The following is a 23,658-nucleotide window of genomic DNA, read 5'->3' as shown; positions in this document are numbered from 1 at the left end:
CCCCCCCGCCGCGCCGTGCCCCAACGAAAAAGCCCGCCATCAGGCGGGCTTTTTCATGCCGCGAAACGATCAGGCCGCGTCGCGACCCTGGGCGACGAAGCGCATCATCCACTCCGCCACCGTGGCGCCCTGGTGCTGCTTGTCCAGGCTGGCGACGCCCTTGCCGTAGATCTCCTCGCCGAGGAACTGCTGGCGGATGTCCAGCAGCGCGCGCGAGTAGTCGTGGATGAATTCCGGGTGGCCCTGGAAGCACAGCACCTGGTCGCCGATGGCGTAGGCGGCGTTCGGGCAGAAGTCGCTGGAGGCGATCAGGGTCGCGTTCTCCGGCAGCTGGGTGACCTGGTCCTGGTGGCTGATCAGCAGGGTCAGCTGGTCCAGCGCCGGGCTCATCCAGGCCGGCTGTTCGGCGATGCGGTAGGCGTGGGTGCCGACACCCCAGCCCTGGGTCGCACGCTCGGTGCGACCGCCCAGCAGCAGCGCCAGGAGCTGGTGGCCGAAGCACACGCCCAGCAGCTTGTCACCGTTCTCGAAGCGCTCCAGCAGGTAGGTGCGCAGGGTCTGGATCCACGGATCGTCGCCGAACGAATCGGCCTTGCTGCCGGTGACCAGGTAGGCGTCGAAGCGCTCCCCGGCCGGCGGGTAGTTGCCCTCCACCACGTTGTAGACGCTGAACTGGGCCTCGATCGGCTGCTTGGCGAACAGCTGCTCGAACATCTTCCCGTAGCCCTGGTACTGGTCGATCAGTTCGGGACGGAGGATGTCGGTTTCCAGGATGCAGATACGTAACGGCATGAAGGACTTCCTGAAGCGATGAGAGGGAGACGCGCAAAGTGTGCGATTTATTTAACACAGGCGCCCTCATAAGGAAATAGCGCCTACAGCGAGGCGCCATGGAGGCCGACTGACAGCGGGATAGAGAACCCCTGTGCAGCCCTTTGATCCAGCGGTCCTGCCGCCTATCTCCTTGCCCATCAGGCACTTGCGTGGCACGTCAATAAAATTTTACGTGCGAGCCGCAACCCATTGGTTTCATCGATAGTTGAAATGCCTGGTATCCGTTTTTCTATCGAATCCGTTTTCGCGAAGCTGTGCCCACTCCACCAAGCAGCAGCAGCGGGAACGCACCATGAGCAACCTCACCCTCAAATACGCACGCAACGGCGCCCTGGCTTCGCTCGGGCTCTACACCATCGCCATCTCCCTACTGCTGGTGGTGAGTTTCAGCTACGAGAAGGCCCGCGTCGGCGTCAGCTCGGTGGACGGCTCCATGGACTTCTACCAGCAGCTCAGCCAGAGCGTGCCGGCGATGCTGATGAGCCAGAAGGCGGTCAGCGGACGGCAGAGCGGCTGAAGGAGCGACAGCGCCATGAAGGCACAACGCAAACGATTGCTCCTGCTCGCCGGCCTGGCGCTGATGACCAATGGCTTTTCGCTGATGGGGTATGGGCACGGCTCGGTGGGCGGCGTGGCCAAGAACATCGAGGCCCGCCACGAACTCGACCGCCAGTTGGCCAATGAAGTGGCCCTGAAGGGCGAACTCGGCAGCCCGCCGATCCGCCGGCAGTTCCAGCTGCCCACCGCCTTCGTCATGGAGTCGCTCACCTGCTGCCGCGACCGGTTGGCGTGAAAGCCGGTCGCCGCGCCGCGCATCGGGTAGACTGCCGGCCCGTTTTCCGCAGCAAGGTTCCCGACAGTGTTCATCAAGGCATTACGCATCGGCCTGGGTCAGTTGATCCTCTTCATCGATTTCATCACCCGCCCGCGCAAACTGCGCCGCAGCGCCGAGGCGCAGGCCCGGGTCGAGGAAGAAACCGCCGGCCTCGCGCTCTATCAGTTCCACGCCTGCCCCTTCTGCGTGAAGACCCGCCGCACCCTGCACCGCCTCGACCTGCCCATCCAGATGCGCGATGCCAGGAACGACGAAGCCCATCGCGCGGCCCTGCTGGCCGGCGGCGGCAAGATCAAGGTGCCCTGCCTGCGCATCGACGAAAACGGTGAAAGCCGCTGGATGTACGAGTCCAACGACATCATCCGCTACCTCGAAAGCCGCTTCGCCCAGGCCTGACCCTCAGTTACCGCCGCCCGCTCCCCCGGCACCACCCGCTGCCCCACCTGCTGCCCCCGACCCCGTGGTCGAACGGCCCTGGCCGGTGGTCGGCGCGCCGGGCGCGACGGTGGATGTGCCCTGCCCCGACGTCGAGGCGCCCGGTCGCGCCGTGGAACTGCCCGGCACGGCGGTGGAGGTACCCGGCAATGCCGTCGAACCGCCTTGCCCCGTCGTGGGGTTGCCGGGGGCGTTGGTCGGCACGCCCTGCCCGGTGGTGGGATTCCCCGTGGTGGTGGTCGGCGACCCCACCGAGCTTCCGGAACCGGCCCCTGGCGTCGCCGCCGAAGACGGAACGCCGGAATTGTTCAGCGCCGGTTGCTCGCCCTTGCGCTCCGCCTCCATGTTGGCGCCGATCTGATCGCGTTCCTGCTCCAGGGTCAGGTCTTCGTCATCGGCCAGCACCGCCGTGGAAACGGCCCCGACCAACAGCAGCAACGGAAGATTCAGCCGTCTCATAGCAACCTCCAGGTTCATTGGGCATGACCCAGGGTTGACCTCGCCCGGTGCACGTGTGTTCAGCCCAAAAATGCCGGGCAGGTCGTCGACGCCCCCTGCGCGCCAGCCACCGTCATGGCGCCAGGCGACTCAGGAGTCGGCAACGGTCCTCGGGCCAGGCACCCTTTTCCCGTGCAGGTGCCGTACGCGGCTGCCATACCCCCACGAAAGCTGACCCCACCGGGTCGGAAAGACCGAAACCCATGCGAGGAATCGTGGCGAGGCCAGCCATGCCGCCGGCTGGCCGGCGTTCACGGGCCTATGGAGGCACGGCGCAGGCCCGTTCTCGGCCACATGGCCAAGACCGCGAAGGGGGTGATACTTGTTTTCAACGGACCTGGGAGGAACACCTGATGGCTGAAAACAAGTTTCAACGACGACTGCTCGACCCCAACGGCAAGGGCCTCGGCCACGCTCCGGATGGAGCCTTGGTGGAGCGCGTGGGCGAATACGGCTGGGACATCCTCGCCGACGAAGTCAGCCTGCCGGTCGCCGTGCTGCGCCAGAGCCGCATCGAACACAACCTCGCCTGGATGAGCCGGTTCATCCAGGCCTATGGCGTGCAACTGGCGCCGCACGGCAAGACCACCATGAGCCCGGCGCTGTTCCACCGGCAGCTGGAACACGGCGCCTGGGGCATCACCCTGGCCACCGCGCCCCAGGTACGGGCCGCACGCAACCACGGCGTGCGCCGCGTGTTGATGGCCAACCAGCTGGTGGGCAAGGCCAACATGGCGATCATCTCGCGCCTGCTCCGCGACCCGGGCTTCAGCTTCTGTTGCCTGGTGGAATCCGCTGCCAACGTCGAGGCACTGGGGCGCTTTTTCGGCGACGCCGGCCAGCGCCTGCGGGTGCTGCTGGAGTTCGGTGCGCAGGGTGGGCGCACCGGCGTCCGGGATGCCGCCCAGGAAGCCGAGGTGCTGGCCGCCATCGCGCGCTGGCCCCAGGCGATCAGCCTGGTGGGCTGCGAAGTCTACGAGGGCGTGCTGCAGGAGGAGCATCAGGTCCGCCAGCTGCTCGGCCATGTGCTGGAACGCACCCGCCGACTGGCCAGCGAAGACCGCTTCGGCGAACCCGAGGTGATTCTCTCCGGCGCCGGTTCCGCCTGGTTCGACGTGGTAGCGGAGACCTTCGGCGGCCAGGACATCGGCAGGCCGCTGCAGGTGGTGCTGCGCCCGGGCTGCTACCTGACGCATGACGAAGGCGTCTACCGCGAGGCGGCCCGGCGCATTCACGCCAGCAACGCCGTGGCCAGGGAGATGGGCAGCAGCCTGCTCCCGGCGCTGCAGCTCTGGGCCCACGTGCAGGCCCTGCCCGAACGGGGCCTGGCGATCGTGGGCCTGGGCAAGCGCGACGCCGCGTTCGATGCGGGCATGCCCCTGCCGGCGCTGCACCACCGCCCTGGCGAAGGGGCCCGGCCAACGGTCGCGCCCGCTGCCTGGAGGCTCACGCGGATGATGGACCAGCACGCCTTCATGGAAACGCCCCCCGACGCCGACCTGCAGGTGGGCGACCTGCTGGCTTTCGACATCTCCCATCCCTGCCTGACCTTCGACAAATGGCGCCAGTTGCTGCTGGTGGATGACGACTACCGCGTCCGGGGCGCCGTGGAAACCTTCTTCTAGCCCAACTCCCCTTTCCCATGACGAGCCGACCCCGCCCCCTGCGAGCGGGACGGTCGGCCTTTGCCTCGACGAGGAGGACACGATGCCCGCCACTGCCGGCAGTCACCTGCTGATCCATGCCCTGATCGCCATCATCGCCCTGGTGCTGCTGATCGCGCGTTACCGTCTCAACCCCTTCATCGTCATCACCCTGGTCTCCATGGGGCTCGCCCTCTCCGCCGGGATGCCGCCCCAGGAGATCATGACCGCCTACGAGGCCGGGGTAGGCCGGACGCTCGGCCACATCGCGCTGGTGGTAGCCCTGGGCACCATGCTCGGCAAGATGATGGCCGAGTCCGGGGGTGCGGAACGCATCGCGCAGACCCTGATCGCCCGTTTCGGCGAACGCAATGCGCATTGGGCCATGGCGGCCATCGCCTTCCTGTGCGGCCTGCCGCTGTTCTTCGAGGTGGGCTTCGTGCTGCTGGTGCCCATCGCCTTCACGGTGGCCCGCCAGGTCGGCGTGTCGATCCTGATGACCGGCCTGCCCATGGTGGCCGGGCTGTCAGTGGTCCACGGGCTGGTTCCACCCCACCCCGCCGCCATGCTGGCGGTGGGCGAATACTCCGCGCAGGTGGGCAGGACCGTGCTCTACGCCATCCTGGTGGGCGTGCCCACCGCCGCGATCGCCGGCCCGGTCTTCACCCGGCTGGTGGCACCGCACATCCAGCTGCCCGCCCACAACCCCATCGGCGAACAGCTGCTCCGCTCCGAGGGCTCATCCGCTTCGCTGCCGGGCTTCGGCATCACCCTCGGCACCATCCTGCTGCCGGTGGCGCTGATGCTGCTCGGAGGCTGGGCCGATGCGCTGAGCACCCGGGGCAGCGGGCTCAACCAGGTTCTCTCGTTCATCGGCAACTCGGTGGTCGCCCTGCTGATCGCCACCCTCTTCAGCTTCTGGAGCCTGGGGCTGGCGCGAGGCTTCAACCGTGACGCGATCCTGAAGTTCAGCACCGAATGCCTGGCCCCCACCGCCGCCATCACCCTGCTGGTGGGGACCGGTGGCGGCCTCAATCGCATCCTCATGGAGACCGGCATCACCACCGAGATCGTCGCCCTGTCGTCGCGCTTCGAGTTGTCGCCCCTGCTGCTGGGGTGGCTGGTCGCCGCGCTCATGCGCATCGCCACCGGCTCGGCCACCGTCGCCATGACCACCGCCGCCGGCATCGTCGCGCCCATCGCCCTGGCCGGCGGCTATCCCCATCCGGAGCTGCTGGTGCTGAGCACGGGCGCGGGCTCGCTGATCCTCTCCCACGTCAACGATGGCGGCTTCTGGCTGATCAAGGAGTACTTCAACCTGTCCGTGCTCCAGACCCTGCAGACCTGGACGGTCCTGGAAACGCTGATCTCGCTGGTCGCCCTGCTGCTCACCGGCGGCCTGGCGCTGATCCTCTGATGGACATCCTGTACCTCATCCGCAGCCGCCGGGAAACGCTGAGCGGCAACGCGGCACGCATCGCCGAAGCGGTGCTGGACGACGTCGCCTTCGCCGCGGCGGCCAGCATCGACCAATTGGCCAGCAAGGCCGGCGTGAGCAAGGCGGCGATGTCGCGCTTCGCAAGGCTGATGGATTGCGACGACCTGCGCGACCTGCGCCTGAAGCTGGCCCGCGCGTCCCGGGTCGGGCATCGCTTCCTGGGGGGAGCACCGAAGCCGGTCTCGCCCTTCCACGGGCAGATCCTGGCGGACATCGAAACCAGCCTGCGTCGCCACCTCGACGGGCTCGACGAGGCACGCCTGGAAGCCGCCGTCGACCTGCTGGCCGGCGCGCGACGCCTTCACGCCTTCGGCATGGGCGGCTGCTCCACGCTGTTCTCGATGGAGGTGCAGTATCGCCTGGTACGGCTGGGCTATCCGGTTTCCAGCTACCACGACCCGGTGCTGATGCGCATGGTCGCCTCGACCTGCACGGAGGACGACGTGCTCATCGTCCTCTCCCTCACCGGCGCGCTCCCGGGCATGCCGGACATCCTGCGCCTGGCGCGAGCCTATGGCGCCCGGATCCTCGCCCTCACCCGGGCCGACGGGCCACTGGCCCCGCTGGCGGACGTGGTGCTCGGGCTGCACCTCGATGAAACCGACTTCATCCACAAACCGACGGCTGCCCGCTACGGGATGCTGCTGGTCATCGACCTCCTCGCCACGGAGCTCGCCTTGCGCAAGGTCGATGCCAGCCAGGAACTCCTGCGCCGGGTGAAGCTGGCGCTGGACGAATACCGCCAGGACGGCGACCGACTACCACTGGGGGACTGAAGCATGACGCACTACGACACGCTGATCCGCGGCGCGCGGATCATGGATGGCAGCGGCACGGAGGAATTCGTCGCCGATGTCGGGCTCGGCCAGGGGCGCATCGTCCACATCGGCGAGGCCGCCGACGGCAGCACGGCCAACCGGGTATTCGACGCCGAGGGGCTGGTCCTGGCCCCGGGCTTCATCGACGCGCACACCCACGACGACATGGCGGTGATCCGCCACCCGGCCATGCTGCCCAAGCTGAGCCAGGGCGTCACCACGGTGATCGTCGGCAACTGCGGTATCAGCGCCGCCCCCGTCACGCTGGCCGGCCCCCTGCCGGACCCGATGAACCTGCTGGGGCCGGCCGAGGCGTTCCGTTATCCGCGCTTCGCCGACTATCGCCAGGCGGTCGAGCAGGCCTGCCCGGCCGTCAACGTCGCCGCCCTGGTGGGGCACACCGCCCTGCGCAACAACCAGCTGGACCGTCTCGAGCGCAGCGCCACGCAGGCCGAGATCCATGCCATGCGCATCGAGCTGGCCGAAAGCCTGGCCGAAGGCGCCATCGGCCTGAGCAGCGGGCTGGCCTACGCATCGGCCCGCGCCGCGGACATCGAGGAAGTGCGTGGGCTGGCCGAAGAACTGGCCCATCACGGCGGCCTGTATGCCACGCACCTGCGCGATGAGTTCGACGGCATTCTCGAGGCGCTCGACGAGGCCTTCGCCATCGGCCGCCACGCCGACAGCCCGGTGGTGGTGTCCCACCTCAAGTGCGCGGGCGCCGGCAACTGGGGACGCAGCGCCGAGGTGCTCGCCCACCTGGACGCCGCCAGCGCAGCGCAGCCCCTGGGCTGGGACTGCTACCCCTATGCGGCCAGCGCCTCGACCCTCGACCTCGGCCAGGTCACCGACGCCTACGACATCCTGATCACCTGGTCGGAGCCCCATCCCCACATGGCGCGCCGCACCCTCGCCGACATCGCCGCCACCTGGGACCTGCCCCTGCTGGAGGCGGCGCGACGCCTGCAACCCGCCGGTGCGGTGTATCACTGCATGAGCGAGGCGGACGTGCAGCGCATCCTCGCGCACCCGCTGACCATGATCGGCTCGGACGGCCTGCCGGAAGACCCGCACCCCCACCCACGGCTCTGGGGAACGTTCCCCCGGGTGCTCGGCCACTACGCCCAGGACATCGGCCTGTTCAGCCTCGAGGAAGCGGTGCGCAAGATGACCTCGCTGCCTGCCGGGCGCTTCGGGCTGGACCGGCGCGGGCTGATCCGCACCGGCCACTGGGCCGACCTGGTGCTCTTCGACCCGCTGAGCCTTTCGGACGTCGCCAGCTTCGAAGACCCGCAATGCCCCGCGGCCGGCATTCACGCCGTGTGGGTCAACGGCACCCTGGCCCATCGCCCCGGCGAAGCCTGCCCGCAGAGGGCCGGCCGCTTCCTCACCCGCGACACACCCGAACGGACCTGAAGGAGTTCCCCATGACCGCGTTGAAACGCTACGCCCGGGCCACCGGCAGCGCCGCCCAGCCCATGCCATTCGCCCGCGCCGTACAGGCCGACGGCTGGCTCCATGTATCCGGCCAGACGCCGCTTCTGGACGGGGTGATGGTGGACGGCGGCATCGTCCCCCAGGCGCGCCAGTGCCTGCGCAACCTGGTGGCGATACTCGAGGAGGCCGGCTACGGGCCCGAGCACGTGGTGCGCTGCGGTGTCTGGCTGGACGACCCCCGGGACTTCGCCGCCTTCAACGCCGTGTTCCTGGAGTTCTTCGGCGAACACCCGCCAGCGCGGGCCTGCGTGGTCTCCAGCATGGTGATCGACTGCCGCGTCGAGGTGGACTGCATCGCCTACCGCACGCCCGGGCGGAGGTGAGCGCATGCGCATCGCCTGCCTTGGAGAATGCATGGTGGAACTCGCCGCCACCCCGCTCAGGCGCGGCTTCGGCGGCGACACCCTGAACACCGCGCTCTACCTCGCCCGGCTGCTGGCGGGAACGCCCCACCGGGTCGAGTACCTCAGCGCCCTTGGTGACGATCCCCTGAGCGAGCAGATGCTCCACGCCTGGGCAGAGGAAGGCATCGATACCCGTCGGGTGGCGCGGCTCCCGGGTCACCGTCCGGGCCTGTACCTGGTGGAGGTCGATGCGCTGGGCGAGCGCCGCTTCCATTACTGGCGCGGGGAAAGCGCCGCGCGCCGCTGGTTCGTCGGCGAGATCGCGCTGGAGGACTGGCTCGCCCGGCCACGCCTCGACATGCTCTACCTGTCCGGCATCAGCCTCGCGCTGTTTCCGCCACCACGGCGCGAGGCGCTGCTGGCTGCACTGGCCGACTTCAGGGCCGAGGGCGGCCGGATCGGCTTCGACAGCAACTACCGGGCGGAACTCTGGAGCGTCGAAGAGGCCCGCCCCGTGCACCAGCGGATGCTGTCCCTGACGGACATCGCCCTGCTGACGCTGGATGACGAATGCCGACTGCACGGCCCCCATGAGGCACGGGCCGCGGCGGATCGGGCACTCCAGCTGGGTTGTGCGGAGGTGGTGATCAAGCGCGGCGCCGCCGCCTGCCTGGTCGCGACCGCCGATCAGCGCATCGAGGTGCCCGCTCTGCCCGTCCCGCGCGTGGTGGACAGTTGCGCGGCGGGCGACGCCTTTGCGGCCGGCTACCTGGCCGGGCGCACCCTGCGGCGATCGCCCGCCATATCCGCCGAAGACGGGCACCGCCTTGCCGCTGCCGTGATCGGGCATCCAGGCGCGATCATCCCGCGCTGCGCCATGCCCACAGCCTTCGCCTGAGCCCCGGGAACGACAAAGCCGGCGCGAGGCCGGCTTTGTCGTGACGCCATCAGAGGATCAGAACCCCTCCCCCTTGGCCGCCTTCTCCAGCAGCAGCGCCGGCGGCTCGAAGCGTTCGCCGTACTGCTCGGCCAGGTAGCGGGCACGGGCGACGAAGTCCTGCACGCCGTATTGGTTGATGAACTGCAGGGCACCACCGCTCCAGGCGGCGAAGCCGATGCCGAAGATCGAGCCGATGTTGGCGTCGGCGGTGGACAGCAGCACGCCCTCCTCCACGCAACGCACGGTCTCGATGGCCTGGATGAAGAGGATGCGGTCACGCACGTCTTGCGCCGGGATCTGCCGGTCGGCCTTCTCGAAGCGTGCCTTCAGTTCCGGCCACAGGTGCTTCTTGCCGCCTGCCGGGTACTCGTAGAAGCCGCCGCCAGCCGCCTTGCCGGGACGCTTGTACTCGTTGACCATCAGGTCGATCACGGCGAAGGCCGGGTGCTGCGGCATCGCCTTGCCTTCGGCCTTGAGGTCGGCGGCGGTCTGGTTGCGGATGTGGGTCATCAGGCTCATGGAGACCTCGTCGGAGATCGCCAGCGGGCCCACCGGCATGCCGGCCTGGCGGGTCTCGTTCTCGATCATCGCCGCCGACACGCCCTCGCCGAGCATGGCGATGCCTTCGTTGGTGAAGGTGCCGAACACCCGCGAGGTGAAGAAGCCACGGCTGTCGTTGACCACGATGGGGGTCTTCTTGATCTGCAACACGTAGTCGAAGCCACGGGCCAGGGTCTCGTCCGAGGTCTTCTCGCCACGGATGATCTCCACCAGCGGCATCTTGTCGACCGGGCTGAAGAAGTGCAGGCCGATGAACTTCTCCGGCTTGGCGACAGCGGTGGCCAGCCCGGTGATGGGCAGCGTGGAGGTGTTGGAGGCGATCACCGCATCGGCCAGGGCGCTGGCCTCGGCGGCGGCGGTGACCTTGCCCTTCAGCTCGCGGTTCTCGAACACGGCCTCGATGATCAGGTCGCAGCCGTCGAAGTCGGCGTCATCCACGGTCGGCTTGATGCGGGCGAGGAAGGCGTCGCGCTTCTCCGCGCTCATGTGGCCACGGGCGACCTTCTTGTCCAGCAGGCCGGCGGAGTAAGCCTTGCCCTTCTCGGCGGCTTCGATGGAGACGTCCTTGAGCACCACCTCGATGCCGGCGGCGGCGGAGACGTAGGCGATGCCCGCGCCCATCATGCCGGCGCCGAGCACGCCGACCTTCTTCGTTTCATAACGGGCCGGGCCCTTGGGCCGGGAGCTGCCGGCGTTGATCTCGTTCAGCTGGAACCAGAAGGTGCCGATCATGTTCTTCGCCACCTGGCCGGTGGTCAGCTCGGTGAAGTAGCGCGCCTCGATCAGCTGGGCGGTGTCGAAGTCCACCTGGGCGCCTTCGACGGCGGCGCACATGATCTTCTCCGGCGCCGGGAAGCAGCCCTTGGTCTTGTCCCGCAGCACGCTCGGGGCGATGGCCAGCATCTGCGCCACGGCCGGGGTCGACGGGGTGCCGCCGGGGATCTTGTAGCCCTTCACGTCCCAGGGCTGCACGGCCGTAGGGTTGGCGGCGATAAAGGCACGGGCCTTGGCCAGCAGTTCGTCGCGGTCCTTGGCGATGTCGTGGATCAGGCCGGCCTTGAGGGCCTGGTCCGGGCGCACCTTCTTGCCTTCGGCGAGGTACGGCAGCGCCTTCTCGATGCCCAGCAGGCGCACCATGCGCACCACGCCGCCGCCACCGGGCAGCAGGCCCAGGGTGACTTCCGGCAGGCCGAGCTGGACGTGGCTCTCGTCAAGGGCGATGCGGTGGTGGCAGGCCAGGCAGATTTCCCAGCCGCCGCCCAGGGCCGCGCCGTTGATGGCGGCAACCACGGGCTTGCCGAGGCTTTCCAGGCGGCGCAGCTGGCCCTTGATCTTGAGGATCATCTGGTAGAAGCCGTTGGCATCGGCCTGGGTGACCTTGATCAGCTCGTTGAGGTCGCCGCCGGCGAAGAAGGTCTTCTTGGCGGAGGTGACGATGACCCCGGCGATGGAGTCCTTCTCGGCTTCCAGGCGGTCCACGGTGGCGCCCATGGCCTCGCGGTACACCGCGTTCATGGTGTTGGCGCTCTGGCCGGGCATGTCGATGGTCAGGACGACGATGTTGTCCGGGCCTTTTTCGTAACGGATGGCGTCAGTCATTTTTGTTCTCCGGCCTCAAACGCGCTCAATGATCGTTGCGATACCCATGCCGCCGCCCACGCACAGGGTGGCGAGGCCGTAGCGCAGCTGGCGCTTCTCCAGCTCGTCGAGCAGGGTGCCGAGGATGGCGCAGCCGGTGGCGCCCAGGGGATGGCCCATGGCGATGGAACCGCCGTTGACGTTGACCTTCTCCTCCGGCACGCCCATGTCCTTCATGAACTTCATCACCACCGAGGCGAAGGCTTCGTTGACCTCGAACAGGTCGATGTCGCCCACCGACAGCCCGGCCTTGGCCAGGGCCTTGCGGGTGGCCGGCGCCGGGCCGGTGAGCATGATGGTCGGGTCGGTGCTGGTCACCGCCGTGGCGACGATGCGTGCGCGGGGCTTGAGGCCCAGTTCCTTGCCCTTGGCTGCAGAGCCGATGAGCATCGCGGCGGCGCCGTCGACGATGCCGGAGCTGTTGCCCGGGGTGTGCACGTGATGGATGCGCTCGACGTGGCTGTACTTGCGCAGCGCGGTGGCGTCGAAGCCCATCTGGCCCATCATCTCGAAGCTAGGCTTGAGCGCGCCGAGGCCTTCGAGGGTGGATTCGCCCCGGATGAACTCGTCGTGGTCCAGCAGCACGATGCCGTTCTGGTCGGTGACCGGCACCAGGGATTTGTTGAACGAGCCGTCGGCGCGGGCGCGGGCGGCCTTCTGCTGGGAGCGCAGGGCGAAGGCGTCGACGTCCTGGCGGCTGAAGCCTTCCAGGGTGGCGATCAGGTCGGCGCCGATGCCCTGGGGCACGAAGCTGGTGTGCAGGTTGGTTTCCGGGTCCATGGCCCAGGCGCCACCGTCGGAGCCCATGGGGATGCGCGACATGGATTCCACGCCGCCGGCCACCACCAGGTCCTCGAAGCCGGAGCGCACCTTCATCGCGGCGAGGTTCACGGCCTCCAGGCCCGACGCGCAGAAGCGGTTGATCTGCTGGCCCGAGACGGTCTCGTCCCAGTCGGCCACCAGCGCGGCGGTCTTGGCGATGTCGGCGCCCTGGTCGCCCACCGGGGTCACGCAACCGAGCACGATATCGTCGACCTGGCTGGTATCCAGCGTGTTGCGCGCCTGAAGGGCCCTGAGCAGCCCGCCGATCAGGTTGACCGGCTTGACGCTGTGCAGCGCCCCGTCCTTCTTGCCCTTGCCGCGGGGCGTGCGCACCGCGTCGTAGATATATGCTTCGGTCATGGCGTTCTCTCTTGTCGTTAGGCAGACGGGCCGGCCAGGGGCCAACCGCTGTGGGGCTTACCTTAGCGGCACGCGGGCCGCACTCAATGACCGAACTGCTCAGCGCCATTGACTTCTACGCTCAGACGAACGGTCGCCTGACCCGGGGGTCAATGCGATGCGTCTGGCGCAAGGGTTGCCACGCGCGGTTCCGGTGCCACCCGGCGATGGGGTTCTAAGCATTCGCCTATTGATCCCAAGCGTTCTAAAGGGATCGGGGGCCGGCCCCTAGAGTTCAGGTTGTCAGAGGTCGTTGCCGGGTTTTGCCGGAGCGGCTCTATCCACCCACCGCCAAGGAGGCGGCCAGGCCGACAGGCAGGCCGTTGACGCCTGACGCACGGCGCCTCCAACAAAAACAAAGGCAGCAGGCCATGTTCAAACAGCCGAAAATGCGGCAAGCGAGCCTCATCGTCTTCGCCACCACCGTCATCCTCATCCTCCCCAACCTGACCCGGCTGGTCAGCTGACAACGCGGGCATCGTCCTGTGCTGCGCACCGCCGCGAGCGGTCAACGCAGCGCAGGTAGCCACCAGGCCAGCAGCAGCGGAATGGTCACGAACGACAGCAGCGTCGAACACATCACCAGGCTCGCCACCTGCTCCGGCGAACGCCCGGCGCGCACTGCCAGCAGGTAGTTGAACACCGCCACCGGCATCGCCGACTGCATCACCAGCACGCCCAGGGTCAGCGGCTCCAGTTGCAGCGCCAGGCCCACTCCCCACCCCACGCCCGCACCGAAGAGGATGCGCAGTGCCCCCTGCAGCAGCCCGCTGCCCAGGTGGCCGACGCGGATACTGGCCAGGGACACGCCGAGGGTCAGGAGCATCAGCGGGATGGTCATGCCGCCCAGCAGCTCGATGGTGTTGGCCAGCCAGCGCGGCAGCGTCAGGTCGAAGACGATCAGCGGGATGGCCAGCGCCAGGCTGATGACGATGGGGTTGATGAACAGCTTCTTCACCGAGCGCTCGCTGCCCGAGAGCAGCAGCCCCAGGCTGAACTGCACCACCGCCAGCGCCAGGAAGAAGCCCACCGCCAGCGCCAGGCCCTTCTCGCCGAACGCGTAGAGCGCCACCGGCAGGCCCATGTTGCCGGAGTTGGGAAACAGGAAGGCCGGCACCAGCACGCGCCAGTCCTGCTTCATGGCCCGGCCGAGGCCCATGCCGATCGCCCCCATCAGCGCCGTAGTGAGCAGGCAGGCGAGCGCGATCTGGCCGAAGGCATGCTTGTCGATCTGCGCCTGGCTGAGGGTGGAAAGCACCAGGCTCGGCGTGCCCACGTTGAGAACCAGACGAGCGACGAAGTCTGTCGGGTAATTCTGCCCGGAGCGTGCCCAGGCATAGCCGATACCGGCGGTGATCAGGATCGGCGCCATGACGGCGAACAGCGCGGCCAGCATGGCCCGCTCCTTGGCCCGGAGGGTCGTGGAATGGCTGAAAGGCCCGATCCTAGCGGTTCGCGATGCCCCTCGGCAATTGTGCTAGGGTCCAAGGGTTCTTGTTTTTCAGGGAGTTACACCATGCGCAAGATGCTCGCCACGCTCACCCTTTGCCTCAGCCTTCCCGCAGCCGCCGCCGACGTCGACCAGGCCGCTGCGCTGGAAGCCCTCAAGCAACCGGGCGCCGTGCTGATCGACGTGCGTACACCGGAAGAAATCGAGGCAGGAGCCTTGCCCGGTGCCCGTTACATCGGCTTCGAGGACATCGGTACGAAAATCGCGGAACTGGCACCGGACAAGCACACCCCCATCGTCCTCTACTGCCGCAGTGGCCGCCGCTCCGGCATCGCCCAGGAAGATCTGCGTGCCAGGGGCTACACCAATGTGCAGAATGCCGGCGGTTACTCCACCCTCAAACCGATTCTGGACACGCCCTGATGCGCCACCTGCTGCTCTGCCTGCTGTTGCTGACCCCCACCCTGCACGCCGCCGAGCTGCTGCTCGAATTGCCCGGCGGCACGCAACGCTGGGACAGCGCCAGGCTGCTGGCCCACCCCCAGGCGCGGGATATCGACGTACCCGCGGATGTCGCCTACAAGCGCACCATGCATTACCGCGCCCTGCCCCTGGCGGCGCTGCTGGACGGGGTCGAGCCCGGCCAGCACCTGCAGGCCGTGGCGGCGGATGGTTTCGCCGCCGAACTGCCCGCCGCGCCCCTGCTCGCCAAGGATGGCGCCCGGGCCTGGCTGGCGGTGGAAGACCCGGGCAAGCCCTGGCCGCCCCTGGCCGAGGGCAAGCCCAGCGCCGGGCCCTTCTACCTGGTGTGGACCGACCCGCAGGCCGGCGGCATCGGCCCGGAGCAATGGCCCTTCCAGGTGGTCAGGATCCGCTACCTGGCTTCGGTCGCCGAGCGCTTCCCCGCGCTGCTGCCGGCAGCCGATGCGAGCGCTGACGTTCAGGCCGGCTTCGCCCAGTTCCAGAAGAACTGCCTGGCCTGCCACCGCCTCAACGGCGCCGGCGATGCCCAGTTCGGCCCCGACCTCAACCTGCCCTACAACCCCACCGAATACTTCGCCGAGGGCTTCCTCCAGCGCTACATCCGCGACCCGCAGGCCATGCGCCGCTGGCCCCAGGGCCGGATGCCCGCCTTCCCGGCGGCGGTGATCGACGATGCGCAGCTGCAGCAACTGGTCGCCTACCTGCGCCACATGAGCGGTCGCAAGACGCCGTGATGTCCCTCACGGACGGACGCGGATGGACTTTTCCGGCGCCCGGACCGGCGCTACGCTCACCCACCTGAACCGCCGGCCGGGAGGGCCAGCATGAGCACCGAGCTCCACGTCGAAAGCCTGGTCCTGCGCGGGGCCCGCAACGAGGCCCTCACCCCCGACCTCAACCTGCACCTGGACGACCCCCGGCTCAGCCTGGGCGAGCTGATCCGCCGGGTGGTGCTGCATCAGGTGGCCGAACGGACGGTCACCGGCTGGCTGGATCGCCTCCAGGCCAGCGGCCCCTCCGACTACCTCAGCGACGACGACATCCGCCGCCAGTCAGCCCGGGGCGCCATCAAGCTGCGCACCGAGGTGCCCGACGCCCCCCGGATCGACGCCGAAGCCGAGGTGCAGCGAGCCCTGGACGGCTTCCGCCAGCGCCGCTATCGCATCCTCCTCGATGGCCGGATGCTCAACGACCTCGACCATTCCCTCGACCTGCCCGCCCAGGCCCGGCTCACCTTCCTGCGCCTGGTGCCCCTGGTGGGCGGCTAAGCCCTGACGAACGGACTCCTCATGCAGCATTACCAAGCCGACGCCCATCAGCAGACCCGCATCGACCTGCTCGAAGCCTTCCTCGACCGCCAACTGGATGCCCTGCCCGAGCGCGACGCCCTGCTGGCCGAAGACGGCTACCAGCATCCGTTCTGGGACGAGGTCGACGGCCTCGCCCTGGCCGACGTCTTCCTCGCCGAAGCCGGCCCCGAGGGCCAGCAAGCCCTGGTGGACGCCCTGGTCTTCCCGCGCAGCCTGGGCCATGACGAGAGCGACCATGCCTACATTCGCCAGCGCCTGCTGCAGATCGTCAACCAGGCCGGTGTCGCGGCCTACCCCAGCCCCTATGGCTTCCAGGCACTGGAGCGGCGCGTGCGGCACATGCTGGTCCACGCCTTCGAGGACAGCGACCACGCCCTGCAACCCGGCTACAAGGCCGACAACCACTGGGACTATCCCTCTGGGGCCTGGGCCAGGCCCGGCCTGGCGGAGTGCCTGGCGCTGTTGGCCGGACACCCTATCGACGAAGCCTGGCTGGACCTGGCCCAGTGGCTGCTCGGGGGCGAATGGGACCGCCCCAACCCCGCCTCGAACGCTTACTACCCGCGTCTTGCCGAGGTCTACCAGGGCAAGGCGGCGGATGCCATCCGGCAGTTCGCCGTGGCCCTGGCCGACGCCGGGCACCTGGATGCGGCGCAGCACCAACGAGCCGTGCTCACCTGGGCCGACAGCCTGTGCACGCTGCCGCCGCTTGAGGAAGGCGACAGTACGGGCGAACAGCGGCTCGACGCACTCAACGCCGAGCTCGTCGACCGCAACCTCGCCCAGTTGCCTGACACCAGCGGCCTGTTCCGCCTCATCGGCGAACGCGGCACCTCCACCGCCCGCTGGCTGCTGGCTGGGGTGCGCGAGCTGGCCCGCCTCGGCCTGGAGCCAGGCACCCTCAATACCCACTACAACGACATATCCGGCCGGGCACTGACCGCCCTGCTCGACGTCGGCCACCTGGAAAAGGACGAAGAGGCCGCACTGGCCGAACAGCTCGCCGGCTTCCCCCGCGCCAGCCTGCTCACCGCCCTGCCCTTCAGCGGTGCAGCCAGCGAAGCGGTGCTGGACGCCCTCGGCTGGAGCGACCTGAAGCCCCTGCAGCGCCTCTACCTCGACCTGGCGCTGGCCACCGACCACAGCGGGCGACAGGTGGAAGACCTGCAAAGCAGCGACGACCCGGAGCTGGGCGTGGTGGACCGCGACGCCCTGCAAGCCGCCCTGGACCAGGCCGACGCCGGGCACCTGGCCGACTACCTCGCCGCGCTGGAAGGCACCCCCTGGGCCTTCCCCAACACCCGCCTGCTGCTGGACGCCTTCCGTGGCCTGGAGCGCAAGGCCCTGGAGAAGAAGCTGCAACGCCACGCCCAGGCCGCCCTGCGCGCCTACGGCCTGCTGCCCACACGCGGCGCGGACGAAACCCGCGAACGCTACCTGGCCCTCAAGCGCTACCACCGCGAAGTCGAGCGCTACGGTGCCGAACGCCAGGCCAACTCCCAGGCGGCCATCCAGGCCGGGCTGGAGAACCTCGCCCGCACCGCCGGCTACGGCGACGCCACCCGGCTGGAATGGGCGATGGAAGCGGAGATCGCCGAACAGACCCCGGACCGCCTGCACCTGGACGGCTACGACCTGTGGCTGGAATTGCAGGGCCTCAACCCGGTCATGGTCGCCAGCAAGGGGGGCAAGCGCCTGAAGTCCGTACCCGCCGCCCTGCGCAAGCACGACGGCCACGCGGAGCTGAAGACCCTGCAGGGCCGCATGAAGGACCAGATCCGCCGCTTCCGCCTGACCCTGGAAGCCATCATGGCCCGGGGCGAGGCCCTGGAGCCGACACAACTGCACCAACTGCTTCGCATGCCGGCGGCGCGCCTGCTGCTGGACCACCTGGTGCTGCGCGATGGCGACGGCCTGCTGGGCTGGCTGGACGGCGACGCCTTCGCCCTGCGCCCGCTGACCGGACCCGCGCGCCCCATCGAAGGTCCGCTGCTGATCGCCCACCCGCTGCACCTGTACGAAGCCGGTGCGCTCTCCGCCTGGCAACAGACCCTGGTGGCCCAGCGCCGGGTGCAGCCCTTCAAGCAGGTGTTCCGCGAGCTATACCTGCTGACCCCGGCCGAACGGGAGAACGGCCTGAAGTCCATGCGCTTCGCCGGTCACGTGCTGCGCAGCGCCGTGGCGGCCCGCCTGCTGCGGGCCCGGGGCTGGACCACCCATGACGGCGAGGAAGTGTTCCGCAACTGGGGCCAGGGCCTGTATGCCTTCGTCGACTTCCCCGATGCGCAGCGCTACCTGCCGCTGACCGAGACCATCACCCTGCAGGCCATCGAATTCGTCCGCGACCGCGCGCCCCTGCCCCTGGAAGAGGTCCCGCCGCTGGTGTTCTCCGAGACCCTGCGCGACGCCGACCTGATCGTCTCCGTGGCCTTCACCGGCGAGACCGGCACCCACGCCGGCAGCGCCGAGGTCATCCAGCGCCGCGCCGAACTGGTGCAGGCCCTGGTGGGCAACCTGGGGCTGGCCAATGTGCGCTGCGAGGGCCACCACGCGCACATCACCGGCGCCCGCGCGCGCTACCGGCTGCACCTGGGCAGCGGCGTCATCCATATCGAGCCGGGCAACTACCTGTGCATCGTTCCCGCCGGCAAGCCGGCGGATGACCTCTACCTGCCCTTCGCCGACAGCGATGCACGCACCAGCGAGATCATCAGCAAGCTGTTCCTGCTGCTGGACGACGGGGCGATCGACGACCCCAGCATCCTCGAACAGATCCGCCGCAGCGAGGTGCCGGCGTGAGCGACGTACTCGCCGCACGGTTGGCCGAAGTCGAGGACGCGGCCAGCTTCCTCGCCTTCGTCCGCGCCCTGCGCGAAGACCGCCTGCGCGCCGTCGCCGCCCCCGCGACCGGGCAGTGGGCCCACGACACCATCGAGGACTTCCTCGACGGCGCGCTGGCCTGGGCCGATGACAGTGACTTCGGCGCCCGCCAGGGTCTGGCAGGCGCCAACCCCTGGCGCTGCGCCGCTACCTTCCTGCTATGCGGCAGCCTTTACGAGTAACGCCTTTGACCTAGCGCTCAGGCACGCGGGTTTCTCCCGCCCTACGGCATCGTTGTTCGCGGAAAAAGATGCTGGCGCCGCCTCCCACGTGGGAGCGAATTCATTCGCGATGAAGCCGGCACCGTGCCCGCCCCTTTCGCGGCTGAAGCCGCTCCCACAATCCCGGTTCAACCTACAGGCGCCCACAGCCTGTAGGGGCGAATTCATTCGCCCGCGCTTTCGCGCCGCCTGCGAGTTCAACCTCAGACGTTGTATTCCGCCGGTGGCGCCGGCAGTTTCTCCAGCACCTCGTGCAGCCCGGCGGCCCACTGGCGGCGGACGCCTTCGTAGTACTCGTCGTCCTCGGTGACGCGGTAGCCGGCGGGGAGGATCAGGCTGTCGGTGTGGTAGACCAGCAGGTCCAGCGGCATGCCGACCGAGAGGTTACTGCGGATGGTGGAGTCGAAGGAGACCAGCGCGCACCGCAGCGCCTCCTCCAGGCTGGTGTCGTGCTTGAGGTTGCGGTCGAGGATCGGCTTGCCGTACTTGCTCTCCCCCAGTTGCAGGAAGGGCGTGTCCTCGGTGGCCTGGATGAAGTTGCCCTGCGGGTAGATGCTGTAGAGCGCGGGCGGCTGGCCGGCGATCTGGCCGCCGACGAGGAAGGAGCAGGTCAGGTCGGTGTTGCCCGCCAGCGGCGCGCCATCGCGGGCCACCACCTCGCGGATGGTTTCGGCGACCAGGGCGGTGGCGTCGTAGAGCGTGGGCACGCTGTCGAGGTTCACCAGGGTACTGCCCAGGCGCTGCTTGAGCAGGTTGACCACCGACTGCGAGGTGGCCAGGTTGCCCGCCGTCTGCAGCACGATCAGGCGTTCGCCGGGCGTGCCGAAGGTGAAGAGCTTGCGGAAGGTGGCGATGTGGTCGATGCCCGCGTTGGTGCGCGAATCGGAAACGAACACCAGGCCATCGGCAAGGTGCATGGCGACGCAGTAGGTCATGGTTCTCTCCCGTTTTTTATATGCCCCCGCCTCCCCCGCGCCTTGCGCTTCGGCATCACCGGCCCGTGCCTGCCGGGATGGCAGGCGGGCAGTCGAATGACCGGTGATGCAGCGAGAAGTCCTGTGACGCGTGTTACTGCTGCTCCTGGACCATCAGCAGCGGCGGCACGTCGATGTCGACGCGCGCGTGCATCTGCTCGCCGCCGCCACGGCGCATGCCGCGGACCGGGCAGGCGTCCAGGTAGTCCAGGCCGACGGCGAGCTTGAGGTGGCGCTCCGGGCGGGACAGGCGATTGGTGACGTCGAAGCTGTACCAGGCATCGCCCAGCCAGGCTTCCGCCCAGGCGTGGCTGACCAGGTGGGCGTTGTTCTCCTTGTACAGGTAGCCGGAGACGAAGCGCGCCGGCACGCCGAGGGTGCGGGCGCAGGCGAGGAAGGCGTGGGTATGGTCCTGGCAGACCCCCGCGCGGCCGGCGAAAGCCTCGGCGGCGGTGCTGTCCACGGCGGTGACGCCGGTCTGGTAGTCGATGTGCTCGTGCAGCGCGTCCATCAGGGTGATCAGGCCGCTGCGCTCGGGCCGGGGCTTGCAGTGGGCGTGGGCGAAGGCACGCAGCGCCTCGTCCGCCGTGGTCAGGCGGGTGGAGCGCAGGAACGGCAGCGCCGAGAGCTTGTCGTGCTCGGCCTCGCTGTGCTCGTCGATCTCCACCTGGCCACGGGCGCCGATGACGATGGCCTCATGGGGTTCATCCAGGGTCAGCACGTGGAGGATGTTGCCGTAGGGGTCGATCTGTGCGCGAACCGGTCGCGGCAGGTCGAGCTGCCAGCTGAGGATGTGCTGGCGCTCGCTGTCGTGGGGCGTCAGGCGCAGGTACTGGATGCTCGCGCGAACCTGGTCGTCGTAGCGATAGGTGGTTTCGTGGCGGATGGACAGTTTCATACGGCCTCCAGATAAGAGCTGTGGATCGCTCTGGCCAATTGGCGAACCAGCAGGATGAAGTCGGTGAGCCAGCCGTGCAGGCCCTCACCGAGGATCTCGTCGATGCTCGTGTAGCGCAGGCGCGCGTCCAGCTCGGCGGCCAGGCGCTGGGCCGGCCGACCGTTCTCGCCGGGCAGGCTGGAAAGGATCAGGTTGAGCTCCTCCATGCAGGCGCGCAGGGAGCGCGGCACGTCGGGGCGCAGCAACAGGAGCTCGGACACCTGGCGTGCACCGGGCGAACCCCGGAACACCTCGGTGTAGGCCTCGAAGGACGACAGCGCGCGGAGCAAGGCGCTCCACTGGTAGTAGCCACGTGCGGACGTATCGCTGACCTCCTCCGCCTCCTCGCCGAGCATCTCGTAGCGTGCATCGAGCAGGCGCAACGTATTGTCCGCCCGTTCTATGAAGGTTCCGAGACGGATGAAGCGGTAGGGGTCGTGGCGCATGATGGTGCCGAAGGTGGCGCCGCGGAACAGGTGCGAGCGCTCCTTGACCCACTCGCAGAAGCGCTTGATCCCGTAGCGCCCCAGGCCCTCGCCGGCGATGCCGCGCATCTCCAGCCAGGTGGCGTTGATGTTCTCCCACATGTCGGCGGTGATGCGGCCGCGCACGGCGTGGGCGTTGGTACGGGCGGCGCCCAGGCAGCTGTAGATGCTCGCCGGGTTCTCCGCGTCGAGGGCGAAGAAGTGCAGCATGCGCTCGGCGTGCAGCTGGCCGTGGCGGGTCAGGTAGGCGTCCAGGGTGCCGGTGATCAGCAGCGGCATGGCGAGCTCTTCCAGGCCATCGCCACGGCCGTCCTGGGGCATCAGCGACAGCGAGTAGCTCACATCGAGCATGCGCGCGAGGTTCTCGGCGCGCTCCAGGTAGCGCGACATCCAGTACAGATCGGAGGCAGTACGGCTCAGCACGATCAGTCCTCCACGATCCAGGTGTCTTTGGTACCGCCGCCCTGCGACGAGTTCACCACCAGCGAGCCTTCGCGCAGCGCGACGCGCGTCAGGCCGCCCGGCACCAGGCGCGTTTCGCGGCCGGAGAGGACGAACGGGCGCAAGTCGATGTGGCGCGGGGCGATGCCCTTCTCGACGAAGGTCGGGCAGGTGGACAGGCTCAGCGTGGGCTGGGCGATGTAGGCCTCCGGGCGCGCCTTGAGGCGTTCGCGGAAGGCTTCGATCTCCGCCTTGGTGGCAGCCGGGCCGACTAGCATGCCGTAGCCGCCGGAACCCTGGGTTTCCTTCACCACCAGCTCCGGCAGGTTGGCCAGCACGTGGGACAGCTCCTCGGGCTTGCGGCACTGCCAGGTGGGCACGTTGGCGAGGATGGGTTCCTCGTCGAGGTAGAAGCGGATCATGTCGCCGACATAGGGATAGATCGACTTGTCGTCCGCCACCCCGGTGCCGATGGCGTTGGCCAGCACCACGTTGCCGGAACGGTAGGCCGCCAGCAGTCCGGGCACGCCGAGCATGGAGTCCGGGTTGAAGGCCAGCGGGTCGAGGAAGGCGTCGTCGAGGCGACGGTAGATCACGTCCACCGGCTGCGGGCCGGAGGTGGTGCGCATGTAGACGCGGTCGTCGCGGACGAACAGGTCGGCGCCCTCCACCAGCTCGACGCCCATCTCGCGGGCGAGGAAGGCGTGCTCGAAGTAGGCACTGTTGAAGCGCCCCGGGGTCAGCACCACGACGCTGGGGTTGTCCAGCGGGCTGGAGCTCTTGAGGGTCTCCAGCAGCATGTTCGGGTAGTGGTCGATGGGCGCCACGCGCTGCGCCGCGAACAGCTCGGGGAACAGGCGCATCATCATCTTGCGGTCTTCGAGCATGTAGCTGACGCCGCTGGGGGTGCGCAGGTTGTCCTCGAGCACGTAGTAGGTGCCGTCGCCGTCACGCACCAGGTCCACGCCGGCGATATGGGCGTAGATGTCGCGATGCAGGTCCAGGCCCTGCATCGCGATCTGGTAGCCCTCGTTGGCCAGCACCTGCTCGGCCGGGATGATCCCCGCCTTGATGATGCGCTGGCCGTGGTAGAGGTCGGCGAGGAACATGTTCAGCGCCTTGACGCGCTGGATGCAGCCGCGCTCGACGACACGCCACTCGCTCATGGGGATGGATCGGGGAATGGTATCGAAGGGGATCAGGCGCTCGGTGCCCTGTTCATCCCCATAGAGGGTGAAGGTGATGCCCGCCCGGTGGAACAGCAGGTCGGCTTCGCGCCGCCTCTGGGCAAGCAGCTCCTCGGGGGTATCGGCCAACCAGCGGGCGAATTCCCGGTAGTGCGGGCGGCATTCGCCACTCGCGTCGTACATCTCGTCAAAAAAGGTGCGGGCCATGCCGGACTCCTTGTCACCACCGACCATCTTGCAGTCGCAAGCCTCGTGCCAGCGACTCAACCCCTTACGTATCAATGAGTTGCACTCGGACTCCCACTCCGACGCACTGCGATGGTGCAGCTTCGGAAGCGGAACGGGTGCCACCGCCCCGTTTGGCGGCGATACGGATTAGGACGGGGAGCTGCGCGTACTTGTTCCCTAATTCTTCGCTCATCGCGAATGCGCCCACGCAAGCAGTCTAGGACAAGGCCGCCAGCCTGCCCGCGCCGTCGGTAACCTTGCTTGTCAGGCCACAGGCCGCGAACTACGCTGGCTTGAGCA

General features: G+C 68.4%; 23 protein-coding genes. 14 read left to right on the top strand and 9 right to left on the bottom strand.

Features of this window, described 5'->3' with window-relative positions; translation table 11 throughout:
- Positions 1 to 69: 69 nt before the first annotated feature.
- Positions 70 to 792 (bottom strand): amidotransferase, encoded by a 723-nt coding sequence (locus tag WFQ67_RS24580; protein WP_173178395.1) that lies wholly within the window; start codon positions 790 to 792, stop codon positions 70 to 72.
- 334 nt (positions 793 to 1,126) lie between these two features.
- Between WFQ67_RS24580 and WFQ67_RS24575 the strand changes: the two genes are divergently transcribed.
- From WFQ67_RS24575 to WFQ67_RS24565, 3 genes are all read left to right on the top strand, one after another.
- Positions 1,127 to 1,351 carry a hypothetical protein gene (locus WFQ67_RS24575; RefSeq protein ID WP_213629297.1) on the top strand — a complete coding sequence of 75 codons (225 nt, stop codon included), beginning with the start codon at positions 1,127 to 1,129 and terminating at the stop codon, positions 1,349 to 1,351.
- A 15-nt stretch (positions 1,352 to 1,366) separates the two neighbouring features.
- Positions 1,367 to 1,627, top strand: coding sequence for a hypothetical protein (locus WFQ67_RS24570; RefSeq protein WP_111264131.1), 261 nt, complete (start codon positions 1,367 to 1,369; stop codon positions 1,625 to 1,627).
- A 66-nt stretch (positions 1,628 to 1,693) separates the two neighbouring features.
- The gene (locus WFQ67_RS24565) at positions 1,694 to 2,065 is read left to right on the top strand and encodes a glutaredoxin family protein (protein ID WP_337058455.1); all 372 of its coding nucleotides are present in this window, start codon (positions 1,694 to 1,696) and stop codon (positions 2,063 to 2,065) included.
- A 3-nt stretch (positions 2,066 to 2,068) separates the two neighbouring features.
- Here WFQ67_RS24565 and WFQ67_RS24560 read toward each other — a convergent pair whose 3' ends face one another.
- A complete protein-coding gene (locus WFQ67_RS24560; protein WP_337058454.1) occupies positions 2,069 to 2,563 on the bottom strand; it encodes a hypothetical protein in 495 nt (164 codons plus the stop codon).
- A 392-nt stretch (positions 2,564 to 2,955) separates the two neighbouring features.
- Here WFQ67_RS24560 and WFQ67_RS24555 point away from each other — a divergent pair, with 392 nt between their 5' ends.
- The 6 genes from WFQ67_RS24555 to WFQ67_RS24530 all read left to right on the top strand — a co-directional run bounded on the left by WFQ67_RS24555 (position 2,956) and on the right by WFQ67_RS24530 (position 9,300).
- Positions 2,956 to 4,227, top strand: a complete 1,272-nt coding sequence (locus tag WFQ67_RS24555) for an amino acid deaminase (protein ID WP_337058453.1) — start codon at positions 2,956 to 2,958, stop codon at positions 4,225 to 4,227.
- Positions 4,228 to 4,309: 82 nt separating this feature from the next.
- On the top strand, positions 4,310 to 5,662 hold the full coding sequence (locus tag WFQ67_RS24550; RefSeq protein WP_337058452.1) for a GntT/GntP/DsdX family permease: 1,353 nt from the start codon (positions 4,310 to 4,312) through the stop codon (positions 5,660 to 5,662).
- Complete coding sequence (locus WFQ67_RS24545) at positions 5,662 to 6,519, top strand: MurR/RpiR family transcriptional regulator (RefSeq protein WP_337058451.1); 858 nt, start codon at positions 5,662 to 5,664, stop codon at positions 6,517 to 6,519. Before WFQ67_RS24550 ends, WFQ67_RS24545 begins: the two co-directional genes overlap by 1 nt.
- 3 nt (positions 6,520 to 6,522) lie before the next feature.
- Positions 6,523 to 7,977: an N-acyl-D-amino-acid deacylase family protein gene (locus tag WFQ67_RS24540; protein WP_337058450.1), complete on the top strand. Its 1,455-nt coding sequence runs from the start codon at positions 6,523 to 6,525 to the stop codon at positions 7,975 to 7,977.
- An 11-nt stretch (positions 7,978 to 7,988) separates the two neighbouring features.
- Positions 7,989 to 8,381, top strand: a complete 393-nt coding sequence (locus tag WFQ67_RS24535; protein ID WP_213629290.1) for a RidA family protein — start codon at positions 7,989 to 7,991, stop codon at positions 8,379 to 8,381.
- A 4-nt stretch (positions 8,382 to 8,385) separates the two neighbouring features.
- Positions 8,386 to 9,300 (top strand): sugar kinase, encoded by a 915-nt coding sequence (locus WFQ67_RS24530; RefSeq protein ID WP_337058449.1) that lies wholly within the window; start codon positions 8,386 to 8,388, stop codon positions 9,298 to 9,300.
- A 57-nt stretch (positions 9,301 to 9,357) separates the two neighbouring features.
- Here WFQ67_RS24530 and WFQ67_RS24525 read toward each other — a convergent pair whose 3' ends face one another.
- The 3 genes from WFQ67_RS24525 to WFQ67_RS24515 form a co-directional block, all read right to left on the bottom strand.
- Complete coding sequence (locus WFQ67_RS24525) at positions 9,358 to 11,502, bottom strand: 3-hydroxyacyl-CoA dehydrogenase NAD-binding domain-containing protein (protein ID WP_337058448.1); 2,145 nt, start codon at positions 11,500 to 11,502, stop codon at positions 9,358 to 9,360.
- A 15-nt stretch (positions 11,503 to 11,517) separates the two neighbouring features.
- Entirely contained in the window at positions 11,518 to 12,723 is a 1,206-nt protein-coding gene (locus WFQ67_RS24520; protein WP_337058447.1) for an acetyl-CoA C-acetyltransferase, read from the bottom strand.
- 547 nt (positions 12,724 to 13,270) lie between these two features.
- A complete protein-coding gene (locus WFQ67_RS24515; RefSeq protein WP_173178384.1) occupies positions 13,271 to 14,158 on the bottom strand; it encodes an AEC family transporter in 888 nt (295 codons plus the stop codon).
- 120 nt (positions 14,159 to 14,278) lie between these two features.
- Between WFQ67_RS24515 and WFQ67_RS24510 the strand changes: the two genes are divergently transcribed.
- The 5 genes from WFQ67_RS24510 to WFQ67_RS24490 all read left to right on the top strand — a co-directional run bounded on the left by WFQ67_RS24510 (position 14,279) and on the right by WFQ67_RS24490 (position 19,067).
- Positions 14,279 to 14,635, top strand: coding sequence for a rhodanese-like domain-containing protein (locus tag WFQ67_RS24510; protein WP_337058446.1), 357 nt, complete (start codon positions 14,279 to 14,281; stop codon positions 14,633 to 14,635).
- On the top strand, positions 14,635 to 15,429 hold the full coding sequence (locus WFQ67_RS24505) for a cytochrome c (RefSeq protein ID WP_213629284.1): 795 nt from the start codon (positions 14,635 to 14,637) through the stop codon (positions 15,427 to 15,429). Before WFQ67_RS24510 ends, WFQ67_RS24505 begins: the two co-directional genes overlap by 1 nt.
- 90 nt (positions 15,430 to 15,519) lie before the next feature.
- Positions 15,520 to 15,963, top strand: coding sequence for a hypothetical protein (locus tag WFQ67_RS24500; RefSeq protein WP_337058445.1), 444 nt, complete (start codon positions 15,520 to 15,522; stop codon positions 15,961 to 15,963).
- Positions 15,964 to 15,984: 21 nt separating this feature from the next.
- Positions 15,985 to 18,804, top strand: coding sequence for a DUF4132 domain-containing protein (locus WFQ67_RS24495; protein ID WP_337058444.1), 2,820 nt, complete (start codon positions 15,985 to 15,987; stop codon positions 18,802 to 18,804).
- Positions 18,801 to 19,067 carry a hypothetical protein gene (locus WFQ67_RS24490; protein ID WP_173178379.1) on the top strand — a complete coding sequence of 89 codons (267 nt, stop codon included), beginning with the start codon at positions 18,801 to 18,803 and terminating at the stop codon, positions 19,065 to 19,067. The genes WFQ67_RS24495 and WFQ67_RS24490 overlap by 4 nt, the downstream gene beginning before the upstream one ends.
- Positions 19,068 to 19,309: 242 nt before the next feature.
- Here WFQ67_RS24490 and WFQ67_RS24485 read toward each other — a convergent pair whose 3' ends face one another.
- The 4 genes from WFQ67_RS24485 to WFQ67_RS24470 form a co-directional block, all read right to left on the bottom strand.
- Positions 19,310 to 20,041, bottom strand: coding sequence for a proteasome-type protease (locus WFQ67_RS24485; RefSeq protein WP_111264281.1), 732 nt, complete (start codon positions 20,039 to 20,041; stop codon positions 19,310 to 19,312).
- A gap of 133 nt (positions 20,042 to 20,174) precedes the next feature.
- A complete protein-coding gene (locus tag WFQ67_RS24480) occupies positions 20,175 to 20,978 on the bottom strand; it encodes a transglutaminase family protein (protein WP_173178378.1) in 804 nt (267 codons plus the stop codon).
- Positions 20,975 to 21,925: an alpha-E domain-containing protein gene (locus WFQ67_RS24475; protein WP_021222640.1), complete on the bottom strand. Its 951-nt coding sequence runs from the start codon at positions 21,923 to 21,925 to the stop codon at positions 20,975 to 20,977. Before WFQ67_RS24475 ends, WFQ67_RS24480 begins: the two co-directional genes overlap by 4 nt.
- A gap of 2 nt (positions 21,926 to 21,927) precedes the next feature.
- Entirely contained in the window at positions 21,928 to 23,337 is a 1,410-nt protein-coding gene (locus WFQ67_RS24470; protein ID WP_337058443.1) for a circularly permuted type 2 ATP-grasp protein, read from the bottom strand.
- Between the last annotated feature and the right edge of the window lie 321 nt (positions 23,338 to 23,658).

It is taken from the genome of Pseudomonas sp. USHLN015, from assembly GCF_037153275.1.
GTDB classification, from domain to species: domain Bacteria; phylum Pseudomonadota; class Gammaproteobacteria; order Pseudomonadales; family Pseudomonadaceae; genus Metapseudomonas; species Metapseudomonas tohonis.
The sequence above is the reverse complement of the archived record's forward strand: the minus strand, read 5'-3'. Positions and strand labels throughout refer to the sequence as shown.